The organism is Oscillatoria sp. CS-180, assembly GCF_028330965.1.
Lineage (GTDB): Bacteria > Cyanobacteriota > Cyanobacteriia > Phormidesmidales > Phormidesmidaceae > Halomicronema.
This window is the reverse complement of the sequence record NZ_JAQMUB010000032.1, coordinates 103,958-123,382: the sequence shown is the minus strand read 5'-3', so window position 1 is coordinate 123,382 and position 19,425 is coordinate 103,958. Positions and strand designations below refer to the sequence as shown.

At 50.2% G+C, this 19,425-nt stretch carries 15 protein-coding genes; 8 read left to right on the top strand and 7 right to left on the bottom strand.

Translation table 11 applies throughout. From position 1 onward, the window contains the following. Positions 1 to 72 precede the first annotated feature (72 nt). From PN498_RS07500 to PN498_RS07485, 4 genes are all read left to right on the top strand, one after another. A complete protein-coding gene (locus PN498_RS07500) occupies positions 73 to 2,823 on the top strand; it encodes a phycobilisome rod-core linker polypeptide (protein ID WP_272062100.1) in 2,751 nt (916 codons plus the stop codon). Positions 2,824 to 3,300: 477 nt separating this feature from the next. Further along, the gene (apcA, locus tag PN498_RS07495; RefSeq protein WP_272062099.1) at positions 3,301 to 3,786 is read left to right on the top strand and encodes an allophycocyanin subunit alpha; all 486 of its coding nucleotides are present in this window, start codon (positions 3,301 to 3,303) and stop codon (positions 3,784 to 3,786) included. 57 nt (positions 3,787 to 3,843) lie between these two features. Continuing rightward, positions 3,844 to 4,329 (top strand): allophycocyanin subunit beta, encoded by a 486-nt coding sequence (gene apcB, locus PN498_RS07490; RefSeq protein WP_272062098.1) that lies wholly within the window; start codon positions 3,844 to 3,846, stop codon positions 4,327 to 4,329. Positions 4,330 to 4,583: 254 nt separating this feature from the next. Continuing rightward, a complete protein-coding gene (locus PN498_RS07485; RefSeq protein ID WP_272062097.1) occupies positions 4,584 to 4,787 on the top strand; it encodes a phycobilisome linker polypeptide in 204 nt (67 codons plus the stop codon). 59 nt (positions 4,788 to 4,846) lie between these two features. Here PN498_RS07485 and PN498_RS07480 read toward each other — a convergent pair whose 3' ends face one another. The 4 genes from PN498_RS07480 to PN498_RS07465 all read right to left on the bottom strand — a co-directional run bounded on the left by PN498_RS07480 (position 4,847) and on the right by PN498_RS07465 (position 10,224). Then, a complete protein-coding gene (locus PN498_RS07480; RefSeq protein WP_272062096.1) occupies positions 4,847 to 5,449 on the bottom strand; it encodes a nucleotidyltransferase family protein in 603 nt (200 codons plus the stop codon). Positions 5,450 to 5,457: 8 nt separating this feature from the next. After that, positions 5,458 to 6,498, bottom strand: a complete 1,041-nt coding sequence (locus PN498_RS07475) for an XdhC family protein (protein ID WP_272062095.1) — start codon at positions 6,496 to 6,498, stop codon at positions 5,458 to 5,460. A 9-nt stretch (positions 6,499 to 6,507) separates the two neighbouring features. Further along, on the bottom strand, positions 6,508 to 9,267 hold the full coding sequence (locus PN498_RS07470; RefSeq protein WP_272062094.1) for a molybdopterin-dependent oxidoreductase: 2,760 nt from the start codon (positions 9,265 to 9,267) through the stop codon (positions 6,508 to 6,510). A 117-nt stretch (positions 9,268 to 9,384) separates the two neighbouring features. Continuing rightward, positions 9,385 to 10,224: an FAD binding domain-containing protein gene (locus tag PN498_RS07465; protein ID WP_272062093.1), complete on the bottom strand. Its 840-nt coding sequence runs from the start codon at positions 10,222 to 10,224 to the stop codon at positions 9,385 to 9,387. A gap of 1,186 nt (positions 10,225 to 11,410) precedes the next feature. Between PN498_RS07465 and PN498_RS07460 the strand changes: the two genes are divergently transcribed. Further along, positions 11,411 to 12,433, top strand: coding sequence for an adenosine deaminase (locus PN498_RS07460; protein ID WP_272062092.1), 1,023 nt, complete (start codon positions 11,411 to 11,413; stop codon positions 12,431 to 12,433). Positions 12,434 to 12,614: 181 nt separating this feature from the next. Here PN498_RS07460 and PN498_RS07455 read toward each other — a convergent pair whose 3' ends face one another. Both PN498_RS07455 and larC read right to left on the bottom strand, forming a co-directional pair. Next, complete coding sequence (locus PN498_RS07455) at positions 12,615 to 13,685, bottom strand: S-layer homology domain-containing protein (protein WP_272062091.1); 1,071 nt, start codon at positions 13,683 to 13,685, stop codon at positions 12,615 to 12,617. 117 nt (positions 13,686 to 13,802) lie between these two features. Then, positions 13,803 to 15,149, bottom strand: a complete 1,347-nt coding sequence (larC, locus tag PN498_RS07450) for a nickel pincer cofactor biosynthesis protein LarC (RefSeq protein WP_272062090.1) — start codon at positions 15,147 to 15,149, stop codon at positions 13,803 to 13,805. A gap of 84 nt (positions 15,150 to 15,233) precedes the next feature. Here larC and PN498_RS07445 point away from each other — a divergent pair, with 84 nt between their 5' ends. From PN498_RS07445 to PN498_RS07435, 3 genes are all read left to right on the top strand, one after another. After that, positions 15,234 to 15,908 carry an L-threonylcarbamoyladenylate synthase gene (locus tag PN498_RS07445; protein WP_272062089.1) on the top strand — a complete coding sequence of 225 codons (675 nt, stop codon included), beginning with the start codon at positions 15,234 to 15,236 and terminating at the stop codon, positions 15,906 to 15,908. A gap of 23 nt (positions 15,909 to 15,931) precedes the next feature. Continuing rightward, positions 15,932 to 16,684 (top strand): precorrin-2 C(20)-methyltransferase, encoded by a 753-nt coding sequence (locus PN498_RS07440; protein WP_272062088.1) that lies wholly within the window; start codon positions 15,932 to 15,934, stop codon positions 16,682 to 16,684. Positions 16,685 to 16,846: 162 nt separating this feature from the next. Further along, a complete protein-coding gene (locus PN498_RS07435; protein WP_272062087.1) occupies positions 16,847 to 18,289 on the top strand; it encodes a hypothetical protein in 1,443 nt (480 codons plus the stop codon). Between the two features lie 19 nt (positions 18,290 to 18,308). Here the strand turns inward: PN498_RS07435 and PN498_RS07430 are convergent, their stop codons facing one another. Then, on the bottom strand, positions 18,309 to 19,196 hold the full coding sequence (locus tag PN498_RS07430) for a 4-hydroxybenzoate solanesyltransferase (protein ID WP_272062086.1): 888 nt from the start codon (positions 19,194 to 19,196) through the stop codon (positions 18,309 to 18,311). Positions 19,197 to 19,425 lie beyond the last annotated feature (229 nt).

Below are 19,425 nucleotides of genomic sequence, written 5' to 3'. Positions count from 1 at the left end.
GGAGTGTTTCTGTCGTTGAGGTATCTGGCTGATTCTGTTTTTGAAGATTGAGTAGGGAGCCGTTGAAAAAGGATGACTCTAAAAGCTAGTGGCGGTAGCGTCGTTGCGCGACCCCAGCTGTATCAAACTCTGCCCGTCGCGACCATCTCCCAGGCAGAGCAGCAAGACCGATATATCAATAAAGGAGAGCTTGAAGAACTCTCTAGCTTCTTTACTTCTGGAGCTAAGCGGCTTGCGATCGCCGAAGCTTTGACGCGCTACTCTGAGCTGATTGTGTCTCAGGCTGCCAACCGTATTTTTACGGGCGGCTCCCCATTGTCTTACCTGGAGCGCTTGGACGATTCCGCCGAGGAAGTCCAGATGACAATGAGTGGCGAAGTTTTGGATGATCTGCAAGCCTCCAAGTTAGGCACCGCCACCTACATCGAGAGTAACGGCGGCGGCATTTTTGAAGGTATCCGCTCCATCTTTAGCGTTGGTACCCCCAGCGGGCCAATCCCTCCTGGTTTCAGGCCTATCAACGTATCTCGTTACGGCCCCGGCAACATGCAAAAGTCGCTGCGGGATATGAGTTGGTTCTTGCGGTACTTGAGCTATGCGATCGTGGCGGGTGATCCCAATATCATCTCCGTTAACGTCCGAGGACTGCGGGAGATTATTGAGAATGCGTGTTCTTCGGCAGCAACGATCGTCGCCATTCAGACGATGCGCTTTGCAGCGTTGCGGTATTTCCGAGAAGACGCTGAAGCTTCTGAAATTGTGACCCAGTACTTCGACGTACTGCTAGATGAGTTCAAAGCTCCGACACCTTCTAACAAGCTGCGCCAGCGTCCTTCGGATGACTTGCAAGGACTGGAGCTACCGCAAATTTATTTCAATGCAGCTGAGCGGCGACCTAAGTACGCCATGAAGCCTGGCCTATCTTCCAGCGAGAAGCAAAGCATTGTCAAAGCTGCTTATCGACAGGTTTTTGAGCGCGATATCCAACGGGCTTACTCTTTAGGGATTTCCGATCTGGAGTCGAAGGTCAAAAATGGCGAAATTTCCATGAAGGAATTTATTCGTCGCCTGTGTAAGTCGCCCCTATATCGAAAGAATTTCTACGAGCCGTACATCAACAGCCGGGCCTTAGAACTGGCTTTCCGCCATATTTTGGGCCGTGGCCCCAGTTCTCGCGAAGAGGTTCAAGACTACTTCGCGATTATCTCCAAAGGGGGGCTGTCCGCTCTGGTGGATGCGCTCGTAGATTCCAAAGAATACGCTGACTACTTTGGTGAAGAGACCGTTCCCTACATCAGAGGGCTAGGGCAGGAAGCGCAGGAATGTCGCAATTGGGGACCTCAGTTCGACCTGTTTAACTACAGCGCCCCGTTCCGAAAAGTGCCTCAATTTGTTACGCTCTTTTCCGCTTACGAACAGCCGCTGCCTGACCAGCACGTTTATGGTTCTGGCAACGATCCGTTGGAAATTCAGTTTGGCGCCATCTTCCCGAAAGAGACTCGGAACCCTGATGCCACACCCGCTTTCTTCAATAAGGACACTCGGCGTATCCTGATTCGTCGAGGCGCAGGCATTGACAATCAGCTGAGCAATCCTGCGGCTAGGCCGAAGAATCCTGGCTCTCTAGGACCCAAGGTCTTTAAGCTCGACCAAATTCCAGCAACGGGTAACACTCAAGCTAGCGTCCGTTACTCAGAGAGTTCGACTCAGGCCGTCATCACAGCGGCCTATCGTCAAGTCTTTGGCCGTGAACTCTATGAAGGCCAACGGCTGAAGACGGCGGAAATCAAGCTAGAAAACGGCGATATTACCGTTCGTGAATTCATTCGAGCGCTAGCCAAGTCGGAAATATTCCGCAAGATGTACTGGACGTCTCTCTATGTCATGAAGGCCGTTGAGTACATTCATCGTCGCTTGTTAGGTCGCCCAACCTATGGCCGTCAGGAAACGAACAAATATTTTGATATCTGTTCTAAGAAGGGGTTCTACGCACTGGTTGACGCCATCATCGATAGCAAGGAATACGATGAGTCATTTGGCGAGGATACGATTCCCTATGAGCGTTACCTCACACCGGCAGGTCTCGCTATGCGGACAGTGCGGGGTGGTGCCATGGCTGATCGCGGCATGGCTCAGGATATGCCTGAAACCACGCCTCGCTTTGTTGAACTGGGTCAAGCCACTGGTGTTCGCACCATGCCTGATGTTCAAATGCGGGTGAGCCAAGGCGTTAACCGTCAGCGCCAGCAGACCAAGATTTTCAAACTTACGACCACGGCAGATAAAACCAGCCTGTCGTTGATCATTCAGGCGGCTTATCGGCAAATCTTTGAGCGAGACATTGCCCCCTATATCGTGCAAAACGAGTTCAAAGTGCTGGAAAGTCGATTAAGCAATGGGGAAATCAATCTGAAGGAGTTTATCGAAGGTCTGGGATGCTCTCAGCTTTACCTCAAGGAGTTCTACGCCCCCTATCCCAACACGAAGGTGATTGAGTTGGGGACCAAGCACTTCTTAGGTCGTGCGCCCGTCGATCAGCAGGAGATTCGCAAATACAACCAGATCTTAGCTAAGCAAGGTTTGAAGGGCTTCATTCGGGAGATGGTCAACAGCCCAGAGTATACGGAATGCTTTGGCGAGGATGTAGTACCTTTCCGTCGCTTCCCAACGTTACCTGCGGCCAATTTCCCGAATACTGAGCGGCTTTACAACCAACTCACTAAGCAAAACAATGATCTAGTAGTGCCTAGTTTTGAACCTGTCAATTCTAATGTTGACGGTACTCAAATGCCGCTGATGGCCGGTGCAATGGAGAAGTCCTAGTTAGTCATCCCGGTAGAGATCGCACGGTCTCTACCGGGAAACTGAGCGTTAAGCATCGTTACAAAGCCATCTAGACCGCGATCGCACCCTGCCAATTAGGGTGTGGTTTTTTTGCGTAACAATCCTCCTCAAAACCTTAGTGGACGGAAGGATTGAGAAAACATGAGGAAAAGTATTACAAAATGTTTCACCTCACTGAAGAAGGAGAAGGTGATACCGGACAATAAATTCCGAAGGTGCTTGCGCCTCAAGGTTTTAAGGAGTGCCACTGTGAGATCTCTAAGCTTTTCGCTAGGGGAAAGGTTTTGAGGGATAACTTGTGGACGTTCTGGGGATTGTTGCTGGCGCAGGCATCTATGACAGACAGCGTGATTGGCGCTAAGGCAAAGCCTTGAGAGGCGATCGCTGGCTGTCTACATCCAGTGAATGCCAGCTATCTATTACATACCTGGTTACATTTTCGGAGGAATCCATCTAATGAGCATTGTCACGAAATCCATCGTGAACGCTGATGCTGAGGCACGTTACCTCAGCCCTGGCGAACTAGACCGTATTAAAACATTTGTGACCTCTGGCGAGCGTCGCCTGCGCATTGCTCAGGTTCTGACTGAGTCTCGTGAGCGCATTGTTAAGCAAGCTGGTGACCAGCTTTTCCAAAAGCGCCCTGATGTTGTTTCCCCGGGTGGAAACGCATATGGCGAAGAAATGACGGCAACCTGTCTTCGCGACATGGACTACTACCTACGCCTCATCACTTACGGTGTGGTTGCTGGGGATGTTACGCCGATCGAAGAGATTGGTTTGGTCGGTGTTAAAGAGATGTACAACTCTCTAGGCACGCCCGTTCCTGCTGTTGCAGAATCCGTTCGCTGCATGAAGGCAGTTGCTTCTGGTCTGCTCTCTAGCGAAGATGCTGCTGAAGCATCTGCTTACTTTGACTATGTCGTTGGTGCAATGCAGTAGAGTCTGCTCGTTCAACGCACGTTTTTAACTCAGGTAAGGAATTTAAGGAAACAAATCATGCAAGACGCAATTACTGCTGTCATCAACGCTTCTGACGTTCAGGGTAAATACCTTGACGGTTCTTCCTTGGATAAGCTGAAGGCTTATTTCCAAACGGGTGAACTGCGTGTTCGCGCAGCGACTGCTATTAGCGCTAACGCAGCTGAAATCGTCAAGGAAGCAGTTGCCAAGTCTCTGCTCTACTCTGACATCACTCGTCCGGGTGGTAATATGTATACCACTCGTCGCTATGCAGCTTGCATCCGCGACCTGGACTACTACCTACGCTATTCCACCTACGCTATGTTGGCGGGTGACCCTTCCATCTTGGATGAGCGTGTACTCAATGGCCTGAAAGAGACTTACAACTCTCTGGGTGTGCCCATCGGTGCAACGGTTAACTCCATCCAAGCTATGAAAGAAGTCACTGCTAGCCTGGTTGGTGCTGACGCAGGTAAGGAAATGGGCGTTTACTTTGACTACATCTGCTCTGGCTTGAGCTAGGGCTGAGGGTCTCATAGGGCCTTCTATCATCGTTTAGATGCGCTCCCGCAGAATCTTTGTCTGGGGCGAGTGTTGAAGAACGGGTTTCCCGTCTTTAGCATTGGCTTGGGACACGGGTCCTCTGCGGGAGCTGGTTTTTAGATACTACTGTGTTAACTGGAGTTTCAACTTTTCTGTTTAGATAAGCCGTAAATTCCATTTAATTTTTTTGATTTTTGCTGTTGTTTGTTTTGGTTCAGGAGAACTAACTAGCCATGCGAATGTTTAAGGTTACGGCCTGTGTTCCTAGTCAAACTCGCATTCGCACCCAGCGGGAGTTGCAGAACACATTTTTTACTAAGCTAGTACCCTACGAAAACTGGTTTAGTGAGCAGCAACGCATCCAGAAGATGGGTGGGAAAATTGTCAAGGTTGAGCTTGCTACGGGCCGTCCTGGCGCAAACACAGGTCTGAAGTAAGGCCGTTTGTCCAGTTAGGGCAGCCTGAGCAAGGGGTTTAGGTCGTAGGTTGCTGCGGCCTATCTTTTTACAGTGACTGTTCTCAGATGCTCTTGATAGTGAGCTGGTGTATTTAAGTCACTCAAAATCAATGGCGTCGTGAACTCTACTTTAGCGATCGCCTCCCCCAAGTTTTGAACAATGCGTCGCAATCCCAGCGTCTCTTCGCTAAGGATGGCTAACTCTGAGGCCAAGCGATTGGAAAACACCAGAGGATGACCCAGTTTTCCATGATAGGACGGCGCTGTCAGTAAAGCTGTGCGCTCTCGATGGGTCTGCAACAAGGTTCGATAAACGTTGACTGGACGAGGCTGATCGACAGCAGCAATAAAAAGCGTGGTCCAATCTGCGGGCAAAGCGTTCAGCCCTGTTTGGATAGAGCTAATCTTCCCTCGCTTAGGTGCCGCATTGAGAACAACATAACTTTCCTGTGGGCAATCGTCTTGTCTATGCAGGTTGTGGGGTCCCAAGACAACAATAGGCGTGACGCTAGTCAACAAAAACTGTTCGCACTGATACGCTAAAAGCGTACTGCCCTGCCAAGGCAAAGCAGTCTTACAGGTGCCCATGCGGCTAGAAGCACCAGCAGCTAGGATAATGGCGAAATCTTGCAGAGCAGTCATCGGCAATCTTAACGTTGCGGTAGGTGTATCTTTAGCGGGGTTGTGGTTATCTTTTGAGTCTGCATTCGCTGAGAAAGCGATAACCCTGTGCCGCCACGTCGAACTTTGATGAGTTCAGCACAAATACTAACGGCAATTTCTTCTGGCGTGAGTGCCCCGATGTCTAAACCAATGGGTGCGTAGAACGGATTCAGTTTTTCGACCGGCAGCATCTGCTGTTGGAGCGCTTGATAAATCATCTGAATGCGTTTTTGGCTCCCGATCGCGCCAATGTAGTCATAGTCACAGGCACTCTCCAAAATAGACTGCATGGCGATCAAATCTTGCTGATATCCCCGCGCGACCAAGGCAACATAGAGATGAGCAGAATCCACCAGTTTGTCTAAAACCTCGTCCATGGGTCCTGTCAGCAACAGAGCATTAGGAAATCTTTGAGGCGTGACCAATTCAGCGCGATCGTCGTGCACGGCAATTTGAAAATCTGCGAATTGAGCGACCTTAGCTAGCGCCGCAGCAACATGACCAGCACCCACAATCAGTAATCTTGGAGGCGGCTCAATGACCTCTACGAAATGGTCAGAGACTCCTTGAGCGCGATCGCTCTGTAAACCCAAACCGCTGCCATTCAACAAATAGGGAAATTGATCTGCCTGGAAAGGAGTCACTAGTTGCCCCGGTTCGCCCATTGCAAGAAGCTGAAGAATTTGATCCACTAGGGCGATCGCCGCCTGTCCGCTCCACTGCTTCAGCCAAACTTGCACCTTACCTCCACACACCCCTTGGATGTCGCGTTTAGGTGCACCGGTCAAATCAATGTCAACGAGCTGTGGGCTTCCCGCGTTCAATAATTGCCGGGCCTGTTGAATGACCTTGCCCTCCCCTGCCCCGCCGCCAATAGTGCCAATGATCGTTTCATCTGGGCAAATAGCCATCTTCGCGCCAACTTCTCGGGGAGCAGACCCCCTCGTCTTCACAATCGTTGCTAGTACCACTGGACCTTGATGCAATCGATCTTGCAGCTGCTGATAGAAGGCTTGAGCGCTTGTCATGACTCCATTTCAATCTTCTTTGTCATGTTGCTGCAAAGCCCGCCAAACCCGCTCAGGGGTCATCGGTAACTGACGCACCCTAGCGCCTGTCGCGTTGGCAATGGCATTAGCGATCGCGGGAGCAGTGCAATTGGTCCCAATTTCCCCAATGCCTTTAGCACCGAAGGGACCGTAAGGATCCGCTTTTTCGACCAAAAAGACATCCATCAGCGGAACATCCTTAGCTGCTGGAATGCGATAGGTTCGCAGTGTGGGATTGAGAATTTGGCCCCTCTCATCCATCCGCAATTCTTCCGATAGGGCATAGCCTAGCCCCATGACCATTCCTCCCGTTGCCTGACCGTGACAGATACGGGGATTGATTGCCTTACCGACGTCGATCGCTTCGGCGCAGCGTAGAACTCGAACACGCCCAGTCTGAGTATCAACCTCGACTTCAACCCCCATAAAGGCAAACGTCAGGGAGGCAGTATCAGAGGAATAGTCCAATTCAACCTCTAGGAATTGACCGGCTTTTTGAGCCATGGCAGCCAATTCTGGCAAGCTGATTTGGGCTGAGGAGGAACAGACCGCATTCGCAGTTAGCGCTAGCTGATCGGCCTTTAGCTGATCGCAATCCAAGTCAGTAGCTGCGAGTTCGAGGAGATGCGATCGCAGTTTTTTTGCGGCCAAATTTACCGCTTGCCCAGAGATGAACATGGTTGCCGAAGCATAGGATCCTGCGTCAAAGGGAGTCTGTTGGGTATCGGCAGCAATCAGCTCAATCTGGTCGACCGTCGTGTTGAGAACGTGAGCAGCCACTTGTCTCAACGTCGTATCAGAACCCGTGCCCACATCAACAGATCCTGTTTTAAGTCGATAGCTCCCATTGGGCTGTAGTGAAAGGCAGACGCTTGCCTTGTGAATCTTCGCCAATCCGCTGGCTTGCATGGTCGCGGCAAAACCAACACCCCGGCGTAAATAAGGTGCCTCTTCCGTTTTGGGTTCAGACTGGGAGAATGCCTGCGTCACCTTTTCAACACAGTCTGCAAGGGCGTAGCTGCCAATAATGTGAAAGTGTTTTTCTCGGCCAATAAGAATTTCATCTTCGGCGGTGATAAAGTTCTTGTGCCGTAGGACGATTGGGTCGAGATTGAGCTGGTTGGCAATTTCATCCAGTTGAGATTCCACTGCAAACGTTCCCTGAGTCGCCCCATAACCTCGAAAGGCCCCCCCTGGCATAGTGTTGGTATACACCGCTATTCCTCTGAAGCGCTGATGGGAACAGCGATATAGGCCGAGAGGAAAACATCCGGTTAGGAAAACGACCGTCTGACCATGGTTGCCATACGCACCAGTGTTGGAAATCGCTTCCATCTCTTGAGCGAGGATAGTGCCGTCTCGATTGACTCCCGTTTTGAGACGAATGGTCATCCCGTGACGGCTATTGGTTGCTGTAAACTCCTCCTTTCGAGTTAAGCGCCACTGTACAGGCCGTTTGAGATGCAGCGTTGCAAGCACACACAGATCCTCAGTCAAAATTTCTTGCTTATTGCCAAATCCACCGCCGATATTGGCTTTATACACTCGCAGCTTTTCGGGCGGGATATCGAACAGTTCAGACAGGATTCTTTGACAGTGAAAAGGAACCTGCGTGCTGGATCGAACGACCAGCGTGCCGTCCTCATCAAACCAACTGGTGCTGGTGTGGGGTTCTAGATGAACGTGCTGGACGGCAGGAACCCTATACGTCTTTTCAACCACGACTTCGGCTTCAGCAAATCCAGCCTCCACGTTGCCCTTTTCTAAGAACACTTCTCCGGCAATATTGCGTGATGCATCCTTGATCTGGGTGGATTCCACCTCATCATGAATCAAGACTTCACCAGTCATCGCCGCTGCTGGATCGATAACGTGGGGCAGAATGTCATACTCCACTTCAATCAGCTCGCAGGCTCGGGTCGCGATCGCCTCCGTGTCGGCGACAACTGCGGCAACGCGATCGCCAATAAACCGCACCTTCCTATCTAGCAAATAGTGATCCATCGGATCAGGAGCACCTTCGCCATGCCCGGCAGTGCTGTAAGGACGACGAGGAACATCGGCATGGGTGAAGATTGCCTGTACCCCGTCTAGGGCTGCTGCTTTCTGAGTGTCGATATGAGTGATACGAGCATGGGGATGAGGCGATCGCAGTACCTTTAAGTGAAGCAGTCCCACAGGCACCCAATCATCCGTGTAAATGGGCTTCCCGGTCACAATGTCGGTTCCATCTTGCTTAGGAATGTTCTTCCCAACTTGCCCCTCGGTTTGCTCAAGCTGTTTTTGCTGAGTTGGACTAGAGGCCGCCTTGCTCTCGCACAGCAAAATACTATCGACAATGGACTGATAGCCTGTGCAGCGACAGAGATTGCCCTCCAACTCTCCTCGCAGTTCCGTCTCTGACTCGTAGTCCAATTTAGTGGCTGTCATGATCACGCCTGGGGTGCAGTAGCCGCACTGAAATCCTTGCGCTGCTAGAAAAGCCTCCTGCATCGGCGCTAGCCCCTCGCTGCCTAGGCCTTCTATAGTGGTAATTTGATGGCTATCCGCTCGCCAGGCTGGGGTAATGCAGCTATGAATGGGCTTATCCTCCAGCCACACAGTACAGCAGCCGCAGTCCCCCGATTCACAAACCCGATGCACCCCCTTATATCCCAAATCTCGCAGCAGGCTGAGCAAGCTTGTCCCTGGATCACAGCTAGCTGTGCGGTCCTGCTGATTGACAGTAAGGGTTAAAGAATTTGGCATATCGATAGGTTGGGGAGGGAAGATAACTCAAGTGAGTGAATGATCCGAATGGAGCCGCATCGTCAAATTGTTTGGCAGGTCCGCATCAGGTCTGCATTTAGGCATTTGAGATAGTAATCAGAACCGCCGACTCGTTTGAGCGCCAGTTGTCAGGTCAGTCAGGGTCCGTTGCATAAGGAATTGAGTGATGTGGCGGCGATAGTCGGCGCTAGCTCTGTCATTGTTTAGATAATGCTGCGATGGAATCTGGGCATCCAGAGCGATCGCCAATTCTGTCTCATTGGGAGGCGATGCAAATTCGATCAGGCAGGGTGCCATAACACTTCCAGCAATACCAAAGCGGAGCTGCTGAGTGGCCTCATTGTAAGCCGATGCGACGGTTGCGATCGCATACCCCGCCGTCGAGACGGCCATTCGCTTGAAACTCGTTTGCCAGCCCGTCAAGTTTTCTGCAGGAATCCAGATTTTCCTTAAAACCTCTCCTGGCTGCAAGATAGTCCTCTGAGGTGCCTGTTGAAAATCTAATGCCTTGACAATACGCGGTTCTCCCTGAAGAGACCAAATCTCATAGCTCGCATTCAGAGCTACGGTTACTGGAGCAAATGTGCTAGCGCTCAAAGCCAAGCAAATATTGCCGCCGACAGTCGCCTCATTGGACAGTTTGAACGAGGCTAATTCCCGTACGGCATCCTTAAGCAATTCCGCCGCTGTCCAATCCTGAGGAAACGAAAAGTCCAAAAGCGTATTTTGGAGACACATTGCACCTATGCCCAAACCCCGCTTGGCAATTTCCAGTTCGGCCCAGCCCAACTGCTGCATGTCAACTAGAGTATTGATATGAGGTTGGGGTTCATTAAAAATCCACGTTCCACCCGCTAGCAAGGCATATCCAGGCTGCCAGTTAATCTCTTGCAGAGACTGAGGCTTTAAGTAGGCTTCCACAGTATATAAATCCATCACCCCACCCTAAAGTTGAACGAGACCCGATGAAACGCTAGCGTCCAAACCGCAACACAGAACCACTCCTTACTGATCAGCACCATTAATTGACATACTATTAGTCAACCCATTCAATTCATTGATCGCAAGTCCCACTAATCCACAAACGAATTCACATCTTAGCGAGCGCTTCAGTTCTCCAAAACCAGGTTTCATTGCCACGTTTTTAAATATTAATCTGCAACTCAGTCATCATCGTCAAGGCTATAGAAATCAAGCTACTACCTGAAGCAACTTATGATCTTAAGAACAGCTTTCTCGTAATGGTGGATCACTTAATTGCGATCGCCTCCAGCTGAATTTTGACTAAATAAATTTCAAGTAAAGCTAACAAAAGCGCTCAACCACCTCTGTATCGTCAGTTACGATTTTGCGGATTTTATTATCGCTAGCACCCTCATTTTAACTGTAAGCGTTCCATCGCTTCTTGTAGGATCTTAATCATTTGCAAAATCTCTTTTGGCCTTTTTAGGGCTAGATCAGGAGCGTATTAATTTCCATAGAAATGATTGTGTGTTCATGATCTATCTATCAGCATCGATCCAACTGCAAAAGTTCAATTCAAAATATTTCAGAAGCAGGTCCTTATCCGAGATAGATTGGGAGAATAAAGTCACCGTCTTGTCAATAAATCTATAGAAGGAGATTATTGATGTGTCCAAAGATAGAAATTTCAAGAGATAATTCCTATAGGTTAAAATCTTTTCGATTCTAGAATAGCGCCTCTAGTGGGGTGTTGGCTTTATTAGAGACTATTATTTCACTAATCAAGGGTGATTAAGACTGTATCAGGAGCGTCAGAACCATGGGAGTTTCGAGGCTAGTTTGAGGGCTAATTTTAGCGTGAGGAAAATAATAATTTGGCATCATTTAGCAACCTCGACCTAAGCAACAAACTCATCAGAATTAACGACTAAGTAGTCTGGGGTTAAATAAACCGAGGTAAAAACGACTGGAAACTGTGTTCCGACCTTATCTTTACCTCAAATTAATTATCCGTACCTACTTAATGGTGACGGTCTGCCAGTTTTTTTTCTGAACTGCAAACCAATCTTTAGAGATTTGGGCAGGGGTGATGACTTTCATAACGATGACCTACGTTCTCGCCATTAATCCGGATATCTTTTAGACATTGGAGCTTAAGATGAACCCATTCATTCAAGGACTTCCCAAAGCCGAGCTACACCTTCACATTGAAGGCACTTTAGAGCCGGCAATGATGTTTGAATTCGCTAAGCGAAACCAAATTGAGTTACCCTATGCCTCTGTCGAAGAAATTCAGAGCGCGTATAATTTTGACGATCTGCAATCCTTTCTCAATCTTTATTATCAAGGGTCCCAAGTCTTAAAAACAGAACAAGACTATTACGAGCTGACTTGGGCTTACCTCCAGAAAGCCGCCGACCAAAACGTTAGACATACTGAAATCTTCTTTGATCCGCAATCCCATACTCAACGAGGGATAGAATTTGAAACGGTTTACAAGGGAATTTATCAGGCTTTAGTAGATGCTCAAGCTAAACTTGATATGTCATTTCAGCTCATTCTCTCTTTTTTAAGAGACTTGAGTGCTGAGGAAGCCATGGAAACGCTCAAAACAGCCCTTCCTTACAAAGACACCATTGTTGCCGTTGGTTTGGATTCTGCTGAACAAGGCAACCCTCCCTCAAAGTTTCAAAAGGTGTTTGAAGCAGCTCAGGCTGAGGGATTCTTAACCGTTTCTCATGCAGGAGAAGAAGGTCCTCCAGAATACATTTGGGAAGCTATTAATCTTCTGGGCGTAGCACGTATTGATCACGGTGTTCGCAGCCTGGAAGATCCAAACTTAATCAATTATTTGACCGAAAAACAAATTCCGCTGACGGTTTGTCCTCTCTCTAATGTTGAGTTAAAAGTCTTTAACTCAATGGCAGAGCATAACTTGAAAAAGCTGCTTGATCGCGGGCTATGCGTCACGGTTAATTCAGATGATCCATCCTACTTCGGTGGCTATGTTGCTGAAAATTATCAAGCGGCAGCAGACGCCTTGAACTTGAACCAGACCGAGCTTTATCAGCTGGCGAAAAACTCCTTCAAGGCCTCTTTTCTATCACCAGAAAATAAACAAAAGTTAATTGATGAACTGGATGAATATGTAGCAGCTAAATCACTCCGTCTGACGAGTTGAAGAGATTTCTAACAATAAAAATCTCGACTATAGTGCGTTACGCTGCGCTATTAACACCCCACCAGCGGTACATTCTTTCTCAAAGATCCCCTCATAGCGGGACAAAACCTTGAGGAGGCTGATAGACCTACTGACTGGGACGCGATACATCGCGTCCCAACACAAGCTTAGGGCTTACCCATTACTCAGGAGCCACAAAGGGGGATGCGATCGCCTCAACCCGCCCCTGCTCAACCAGCGCTTGATAGATCATCACAATGATTTCTGCACGGGTAGCCGGTTCCTGAGGTGCCAATGCCTGAGGTTCAGGGTGATTTACCACAATACTGTTTTCAGCGGCTGCCGCAACCTGTCCCAAAGACCATTCAGGCAATTCTTCTGCCCCTTGATAGCGATTCAAAACGGCTTGCGGATCAGCCGGATCCGCAAGACCCAGACCCGTCGCTAGGGTTACGAGTACCTGATAACGAGGCACTAATTCATCTGGCCGGAACGTATCGTCTGGATAGCCTGTCATGTATCCGGCATCAACGACATGGCGAATTGCATCGGCTGCCCAATAAGTATCTGAGATGTCCTCGAAGGCCAAATCCCGTTCTTCCGGCTCGTTCTGCACAAAGGAACTGTTGAGCAGCGCAGCCAGCTCGGCCCGAGTCATCTGTTGGTCAGGCCGCAGTTCACCCTCAGGTAAATCAGGCAGCAGCCCCTCTTCAAACAAGGTGACGATATAGGGATATGCCCAGTAATTTTCTGCGACGTCTGAGATATCTAAAGGCGGTAGCACCTCAGCTTCAACCGAATCTTCTTCAAAGGGAGTCGCCTCCTCAGCAGGAACTTCAACATCTTCCGCAGTTAAATCTTCCTGGACGATAGGCGCAACACCTTCATCATCTAAATCTAGAGTTGTATCAATGTCTTCATCGGCGACCGTTCTTCTAGAAACGGTATCGTCCTCCAGGATCTCAGCATCTTCAAGTGGGGTATCTACTGGCGCATCAAACGTTCTGGGACGTCCGAGCACTGAATCCTCTTCGATCGCCTCATCCGACAGCGCGCCATCTTCCAGCAGCGGTTCCTCTAATAGCTGAGGCAGGTTAGCGGCAGGCACAAACGTTCTTTGACCACGGGTCCATCCCCAAAACAGGATGGTGCCAACAGCCAGAAAAGCGATCGCCACCGCGATCGCCTCATCCTTGTCGCGAAATGCTTCTGGTGGCTGTCTATCGTTGGGGTCAGGGGGCAGATTGACCATGATCGTAAAAATGTGACATCAAAAGAAAACGATATAGGGTCATCCTACTGCCATCAGGTCAATCGTTCACCCTCAGTTGGTTAAGAATCTCTCAAATCCTCCAATTTTTCAGTCCTCTCACTCCCCCACTCGTTTACTCTCCTGTCTTTGCCAATGACACAGAGCTTGATTGTGCACATCGCGCCAGGGAAGCTGGTGGTGTCGAGCCAGCGTAGCGCAGTCTTCGTACTCTGGATGCGCCTTAAAGGGAACGTCCTGATTAGGTTGAAAGGCTAATTTCATGCGTACGGTGCCAAGTGGCGTCTCCAAAGGAATAACGTCACGACGGAGCCGGAGACGATTTTGCATCATGCGACGAACCCCGAGTGTCGTGGTTTCTTGCAGCAACACACGCTCACAACTCTCTGCCTGTGGTGGATACACGATCACCGTAATCAGATGACCCGGACGCGATTTCTTCATCATGACGGTTTGGGTAAACACGTCCAAAGCCCCCGCTTCAAAGAGGCGATCGTACAGATAACCGATCGCTTGGGGCGACAAATCATCAACCTGCGTCTCTAGAACAGTCACCATTTCTATTCCCTGCCGCTGCTCGATATTAGGCGTGGCACTGTTATGGCTGCCATCGTGCTTATGGGAGAGCGACTGCGGGGTAACCTCCTGGGCAGGGTGCCCATGAGGGACAGGGTGGGGATGCTTTTGCGCCGAGTCTGCCATCGCCTCGCCAATCCACAGGCGCAGAATGTTGGGCAGGGCAAAGTCCTTGTTCCCTGCACCCAATCCAACTTTGTGCAATCGCATCGAGGGTGGGTTGCCAAAGTGAGTGGCTAGTTCCGTCGCGATCGCCGCTCCTGTGGGAGTCACCAATTCTCCCTGCAAGCCCGTACTGTAGATGGGCACCTGCGCCATCATCATCAGTGCTAGAACAGCCGGAGCGGGCACAGGCAAACGACCGTGGGCAGCACGAATTGTACCGCCTCCAGTTGGCAATGGGGCACAGTGCAATTCATCAATGCCGAGCCAGTTCAGTCCTAAGCAAGTGCCGACAATATCGACAATGGCATCCGTTGCGCCGACCTCGTGAAAGTGAACGGTCTCAGGCGCAATGCCGTGAACGGAGCCTTCTGCGATCGCCAACCGCTGGAAGATCGCTAAACTCCAGGCCACAACTGGCTCGGGCAAGCTCGCTGATGTAATGATTTGCTTAATGTCATGCAGATGACGCACAGGCGGATGAACGGTGGCGGCATCCGTCTCATGCGGTAGGACCACATCCACTTTGGTGGCTGCGATACCATTTTTATGAACGACGGACTGCTGGAGTTCAACGATTTCCGGTAAGTTGAGCTGTGCCAGGTTCTCTTGTAAATAGGTCAGCGGTACCCCTGCGCTAACCAATGCACCTAAGCACATATCACCGGAAAGCCCCGTCGGACAATCCCAGAAAGCTAACGTTCTCATAAAAGTCTCCCTGGCCCCTGCCAGCCTCTTTCATAATGAAGACCTTAGCCCAAAGGCTGTTTGCGATCGCGACAGGAGGCCCTAATGGCGACTCTCTACAAAATTCATCCTAAAAATCCACAAACTCGGAAGATAGCGGCTGTTCGCGATGCCCTGCAGCAGGGGGCAATCATGCTGTATCCCACCGATACTGTATACGCGATCGGGTGCGATCTGACGGTGAAATCGGCAGTGCAGCGAGTCCGACAGCTCAAGCAGACCTGCAACGATAAGCCCCTCACATTTATGTGCTGCTCTTTATCGAACATTGCTGAGTATGCCTGGGTCAGCGATCCGGCCTATCGGATGATTCGACATCTAATTCCAGGCACTTATACCTTTCTCTTACCTGCGACGAAGCAGGTACCCAAACTGGTGATGAGTCCCAAGCGGAAGACCACTGGTATCCGGGTACCTGACTGTCAAATTTGCCTTGACATTATCCAGACCTTAGGGAATCCCATCATCTCGACTTCGGCACTCTCGTTGATGAACGCTCAGAAAACGTCAATCCCTTCTAAAGCCGAGCTATTCGACTTCGTAGGACCTCAGGTTGATCTGATTGTGGATGACGATAGGGATTTGGGTTACGGCCTCTCGACTATTCTCAATTTGACTGAGCCTGAAGAGATGACCATTACCCGTCGGGGATTAGGATGGCAGCACGTTGTTGACTTGGGCATCGAAGTCGCTGAGGAGCGCGTCCTGTCTACGCACTAAAAGATCTGCGATTTTATTCTTAGATGATGATGGCAAACAGGTTAGGCACCCTGTGGGGTGTTGGAGTTGGCCCCGGAGATCCGGAGTTGATCACGCTCAAGGCAGTTCGTTTGCTGAAAACGGCTCCGGTAGTGGCTTTTCCTGCCGGACGGGGTGGCAAATCGGGCATTGCTCAAGCGATCGTGGCTGACTTTTTGAGATCGCATCAAGTACAGCTTCCCCTCTACTTTCCCTATGTTCACGATCAGAAGGTCCTGACTACGGCTTGGGATAAAGCGGCCAGTCAAGTTTGGCAATATCTCGTTCAGGGACAGGATGTGGTGTTCGCGACTGAAGGCGACGCAAGTTTCTACAGCACCTTCACATACTTGGCGCAAACGCTACAGCAGCAGCATTCGGCAGCACCGATTCGTACGGTTTCTGGTGTCTGTTCACCTCTAGCAGCAGCGGCTACGCTAGGAATTCCTTTGACCATGCTGACTCAGCGCCTAATGGTGCTACCGGCTCTTTATAGTATGTCCGAGCTAGAAGCGGTATTGGATCAAGCCGACGTTGTGGTGTTAATGAAAGTAGCGTCTGTCTATGCCGATGCCTGGAAAATTTTGCACCGGCGAAATCTTTTAGAGAAAAGTTGTGTAGTGGTTCGGGCCACTCAACCCGATGAGCAAATCTATCGTGACCTAAACCAGTACCCTGACTTGGAACTACCTTATTTCTCCCTGCTTATCATCAACTGTGTGGCACCCACGGATGAAATACGAGCTTTAGGATGCTAACGAGGCGAGAATAAGAGTAAACAACAGGGTAAACTTGACCAGATAATTACACACCCTGCACCTTCAGGAAACACGTTTAGGGCTACTGCGTCTACGATAATCATAGCTTTAGCCATCTAGGCTTATGCACCCATAGCATCTGGGTGCTTAGCGCATAGCCAGATGGCTCACCGTCTTGTTCTGACGGAATTGGCAACGGCTATACTGCGACTTGGTTTAAGGGGAGCGATCGCGCTTATGGTTTCTGCTCAAACTCCACCATCTAAAGATCAGCCATCTAAGGCTCGGAACTTTCGCCGATTCCTGCATCCTTCTTGGCTGGCAGGAGCAATCTCGATCGGATTCCACAGCGTTTTGTTTGCCGCCAGCCCTACTTTTCAGGGTCTAGCCTTCAATGATCTCATCCAACCCGAGCCAGAAGCTGAGCAACGCGATGTTCCGTTGATTGAACTTTCCGCAGCCGAGCAGCAGCGCTTACCTGATTTTTCTGGCTCTCTATATAGCTTCGATACGTTCAACGATCTGGAGTCACTGTCTCCTCTGATAGAGGGTGATGAGCTGCGATCGTCCGCCGGTGATTCTCCAACAGCACGGGGATCATCCTCACCCTTAACCCGTAGACGATCCGTCAATACCCAACGAATCCCCTTCGGCGTGACCAACCTAGAATCTCGCCTGCGAGATTACTCAGGAACGTCTTCTGGCGGCAGAACATCTAACCAGAACGAAGCGGATGCAGCAGCAACGGACCAAGCCACAGCTGATGGCAGTGCAGCTGATCTAGAAGCTAATAGTTCTGATGCGACGGCTGATACTTCGGAAGGGCAGGCTTCTTCAGAAAACATCGCGGCTTTGCCTGACACCAATCCCACGGAGGTCATGAATCTTGAAGAAACCCTGCTAGCGTACACTTACGACGAGACAGGAACTGCTCAAGAAGAATCCGATGTGCAACGAGAGGCTTGGCTAGAGGTAGGTCAAACTCATGCTGAGGCGTTGGGCAGTGAAGGTCCAGCAATGGCTGATGCTGCTGAAGAAACGGAGGATGAGGCTGAAGAAACTGCGCCTACCGAGCAGGGTCAAGTGTCTGATGAAGAGACTCCTGATGCTGCCGAAGGGCCAGCCGATGCCGCCGAGAATTCACCGGCGGACATCGTCAAAGAGCCCATTGAATTGACGATTGATCACAGTCAAGGGGTGTGTTTGACGGAAGCACCTCAACCCGGGCTGGTTGGTGCTTGGATTGGACCTAACGGTACCCTTCTAGATAAACCTGAAGTGCTTCGTAGTACGGGTTATCCAGGCTTTAACAATCAGGCGGTCGAGTATATCCAAACCTTAGACTTTTCCTCTGTGAATGCCTTAACGGGTTATCAGTTTGCAATTTTGGTCGAATACGATGCTGAGAACTGTGTCAATCTAGGTCGCAATACACCTGAGTCAACAAGTGCCGAGGCCCTTCAAGAGCCAGAAGAATCTGACGCGGCGAGTAAGGAACCGCTCAAGGAAGCCGATGAAGCGCCCTCTATCGTGCCCCCTACTGCTGAAACTGAGCCGTCTTTTGAGCCACTGCCAACCCCTGAAGCCGATCAAGAGGCAGACTAAATGGCTCAAGCGATAGCTTTCAGCTTATCCAAAAGCTGAGATTCATTCCTGCTAGAAGGATGAAGCCCAGCAGCACATTTTGCCGGAAGATTCGCCCGTACAACGAGGGAGGTGGATTGTAGAGACCGAGCAGGTAGCCTTCACGCCCCCAGAGAACGATCGCGATCGCAACCGCGATCCAATATGGCAATCCAAGGGACATCACAACACCCAGGATGACTAACAGAACGGCTGTTCCCAGAAAGAAGGCTGTGACTGCTAAGGGCGTTCGCTGGCCAAAAAAACGAGCGCTGGAATTCACCCCTAAACGAGCATCGAACTCGCGATCAGGAATGGCATAGACGGTATCAAAGCCTAGCGTCCACAGAACAACAGCTCCCCACAGCAGCCAAGTCGACAGTTCCAGGGTGCCAGAAACCGCAGCCCAAGGGATCAGAACCGCAAAACCCCAGGCGATCGCCAACACCAACTGAGGCACTGGAAATACTCGCTTAGCCAAGGGATATAAGACAATGACTGGAACTGCGGCAACACAAAGCCAGAAGCTCAAGCGATTTAGATAAAACGTGAGGCCATAGGCGCAGAGGAAAGCCACTAGGGCTAGGGCGATCGCGATGCGAACAGACAGTGCTTTGGAGGCCAAAGGTCGATTGCGAGTGCGCTTCACTTGGGGATCAATGTCGCGGTCCCACAGATCATTGACAATACACCCCGCAGCGCTGGTTACCAGGCTTCCCACCACCACCACCACTAATAATCCGATGGGAGGTTTTCCCTGGGCGGCCAAAAAAAGTGACCATAGGGCTGGCACTATCAAAATTAATCGTCCGGTTGGCTTATCCCAACGCATCAACCGAAAAACGGCCTTCCAAATGGGTTCTGGGCGAGTTACAGGCGGCGTTTCCATAGCAATGCAAAACTTTTCTTATTCTTCAGCATAGCCCGTTGGGAGCAAGAAACCATCTCAGGAAATATTGACTTCTACCAAAAATACTCTCTTTGATATCCGTCAAAACCGACATATTTGCGATCGCCACATCCGCACTAAGGCTCTAATATCTACCTCATTCTCCCTTCTATATCACGATGAGGCATCCCGTATGCCGAGTCACCATTAATACTGAATCCGCTATAGC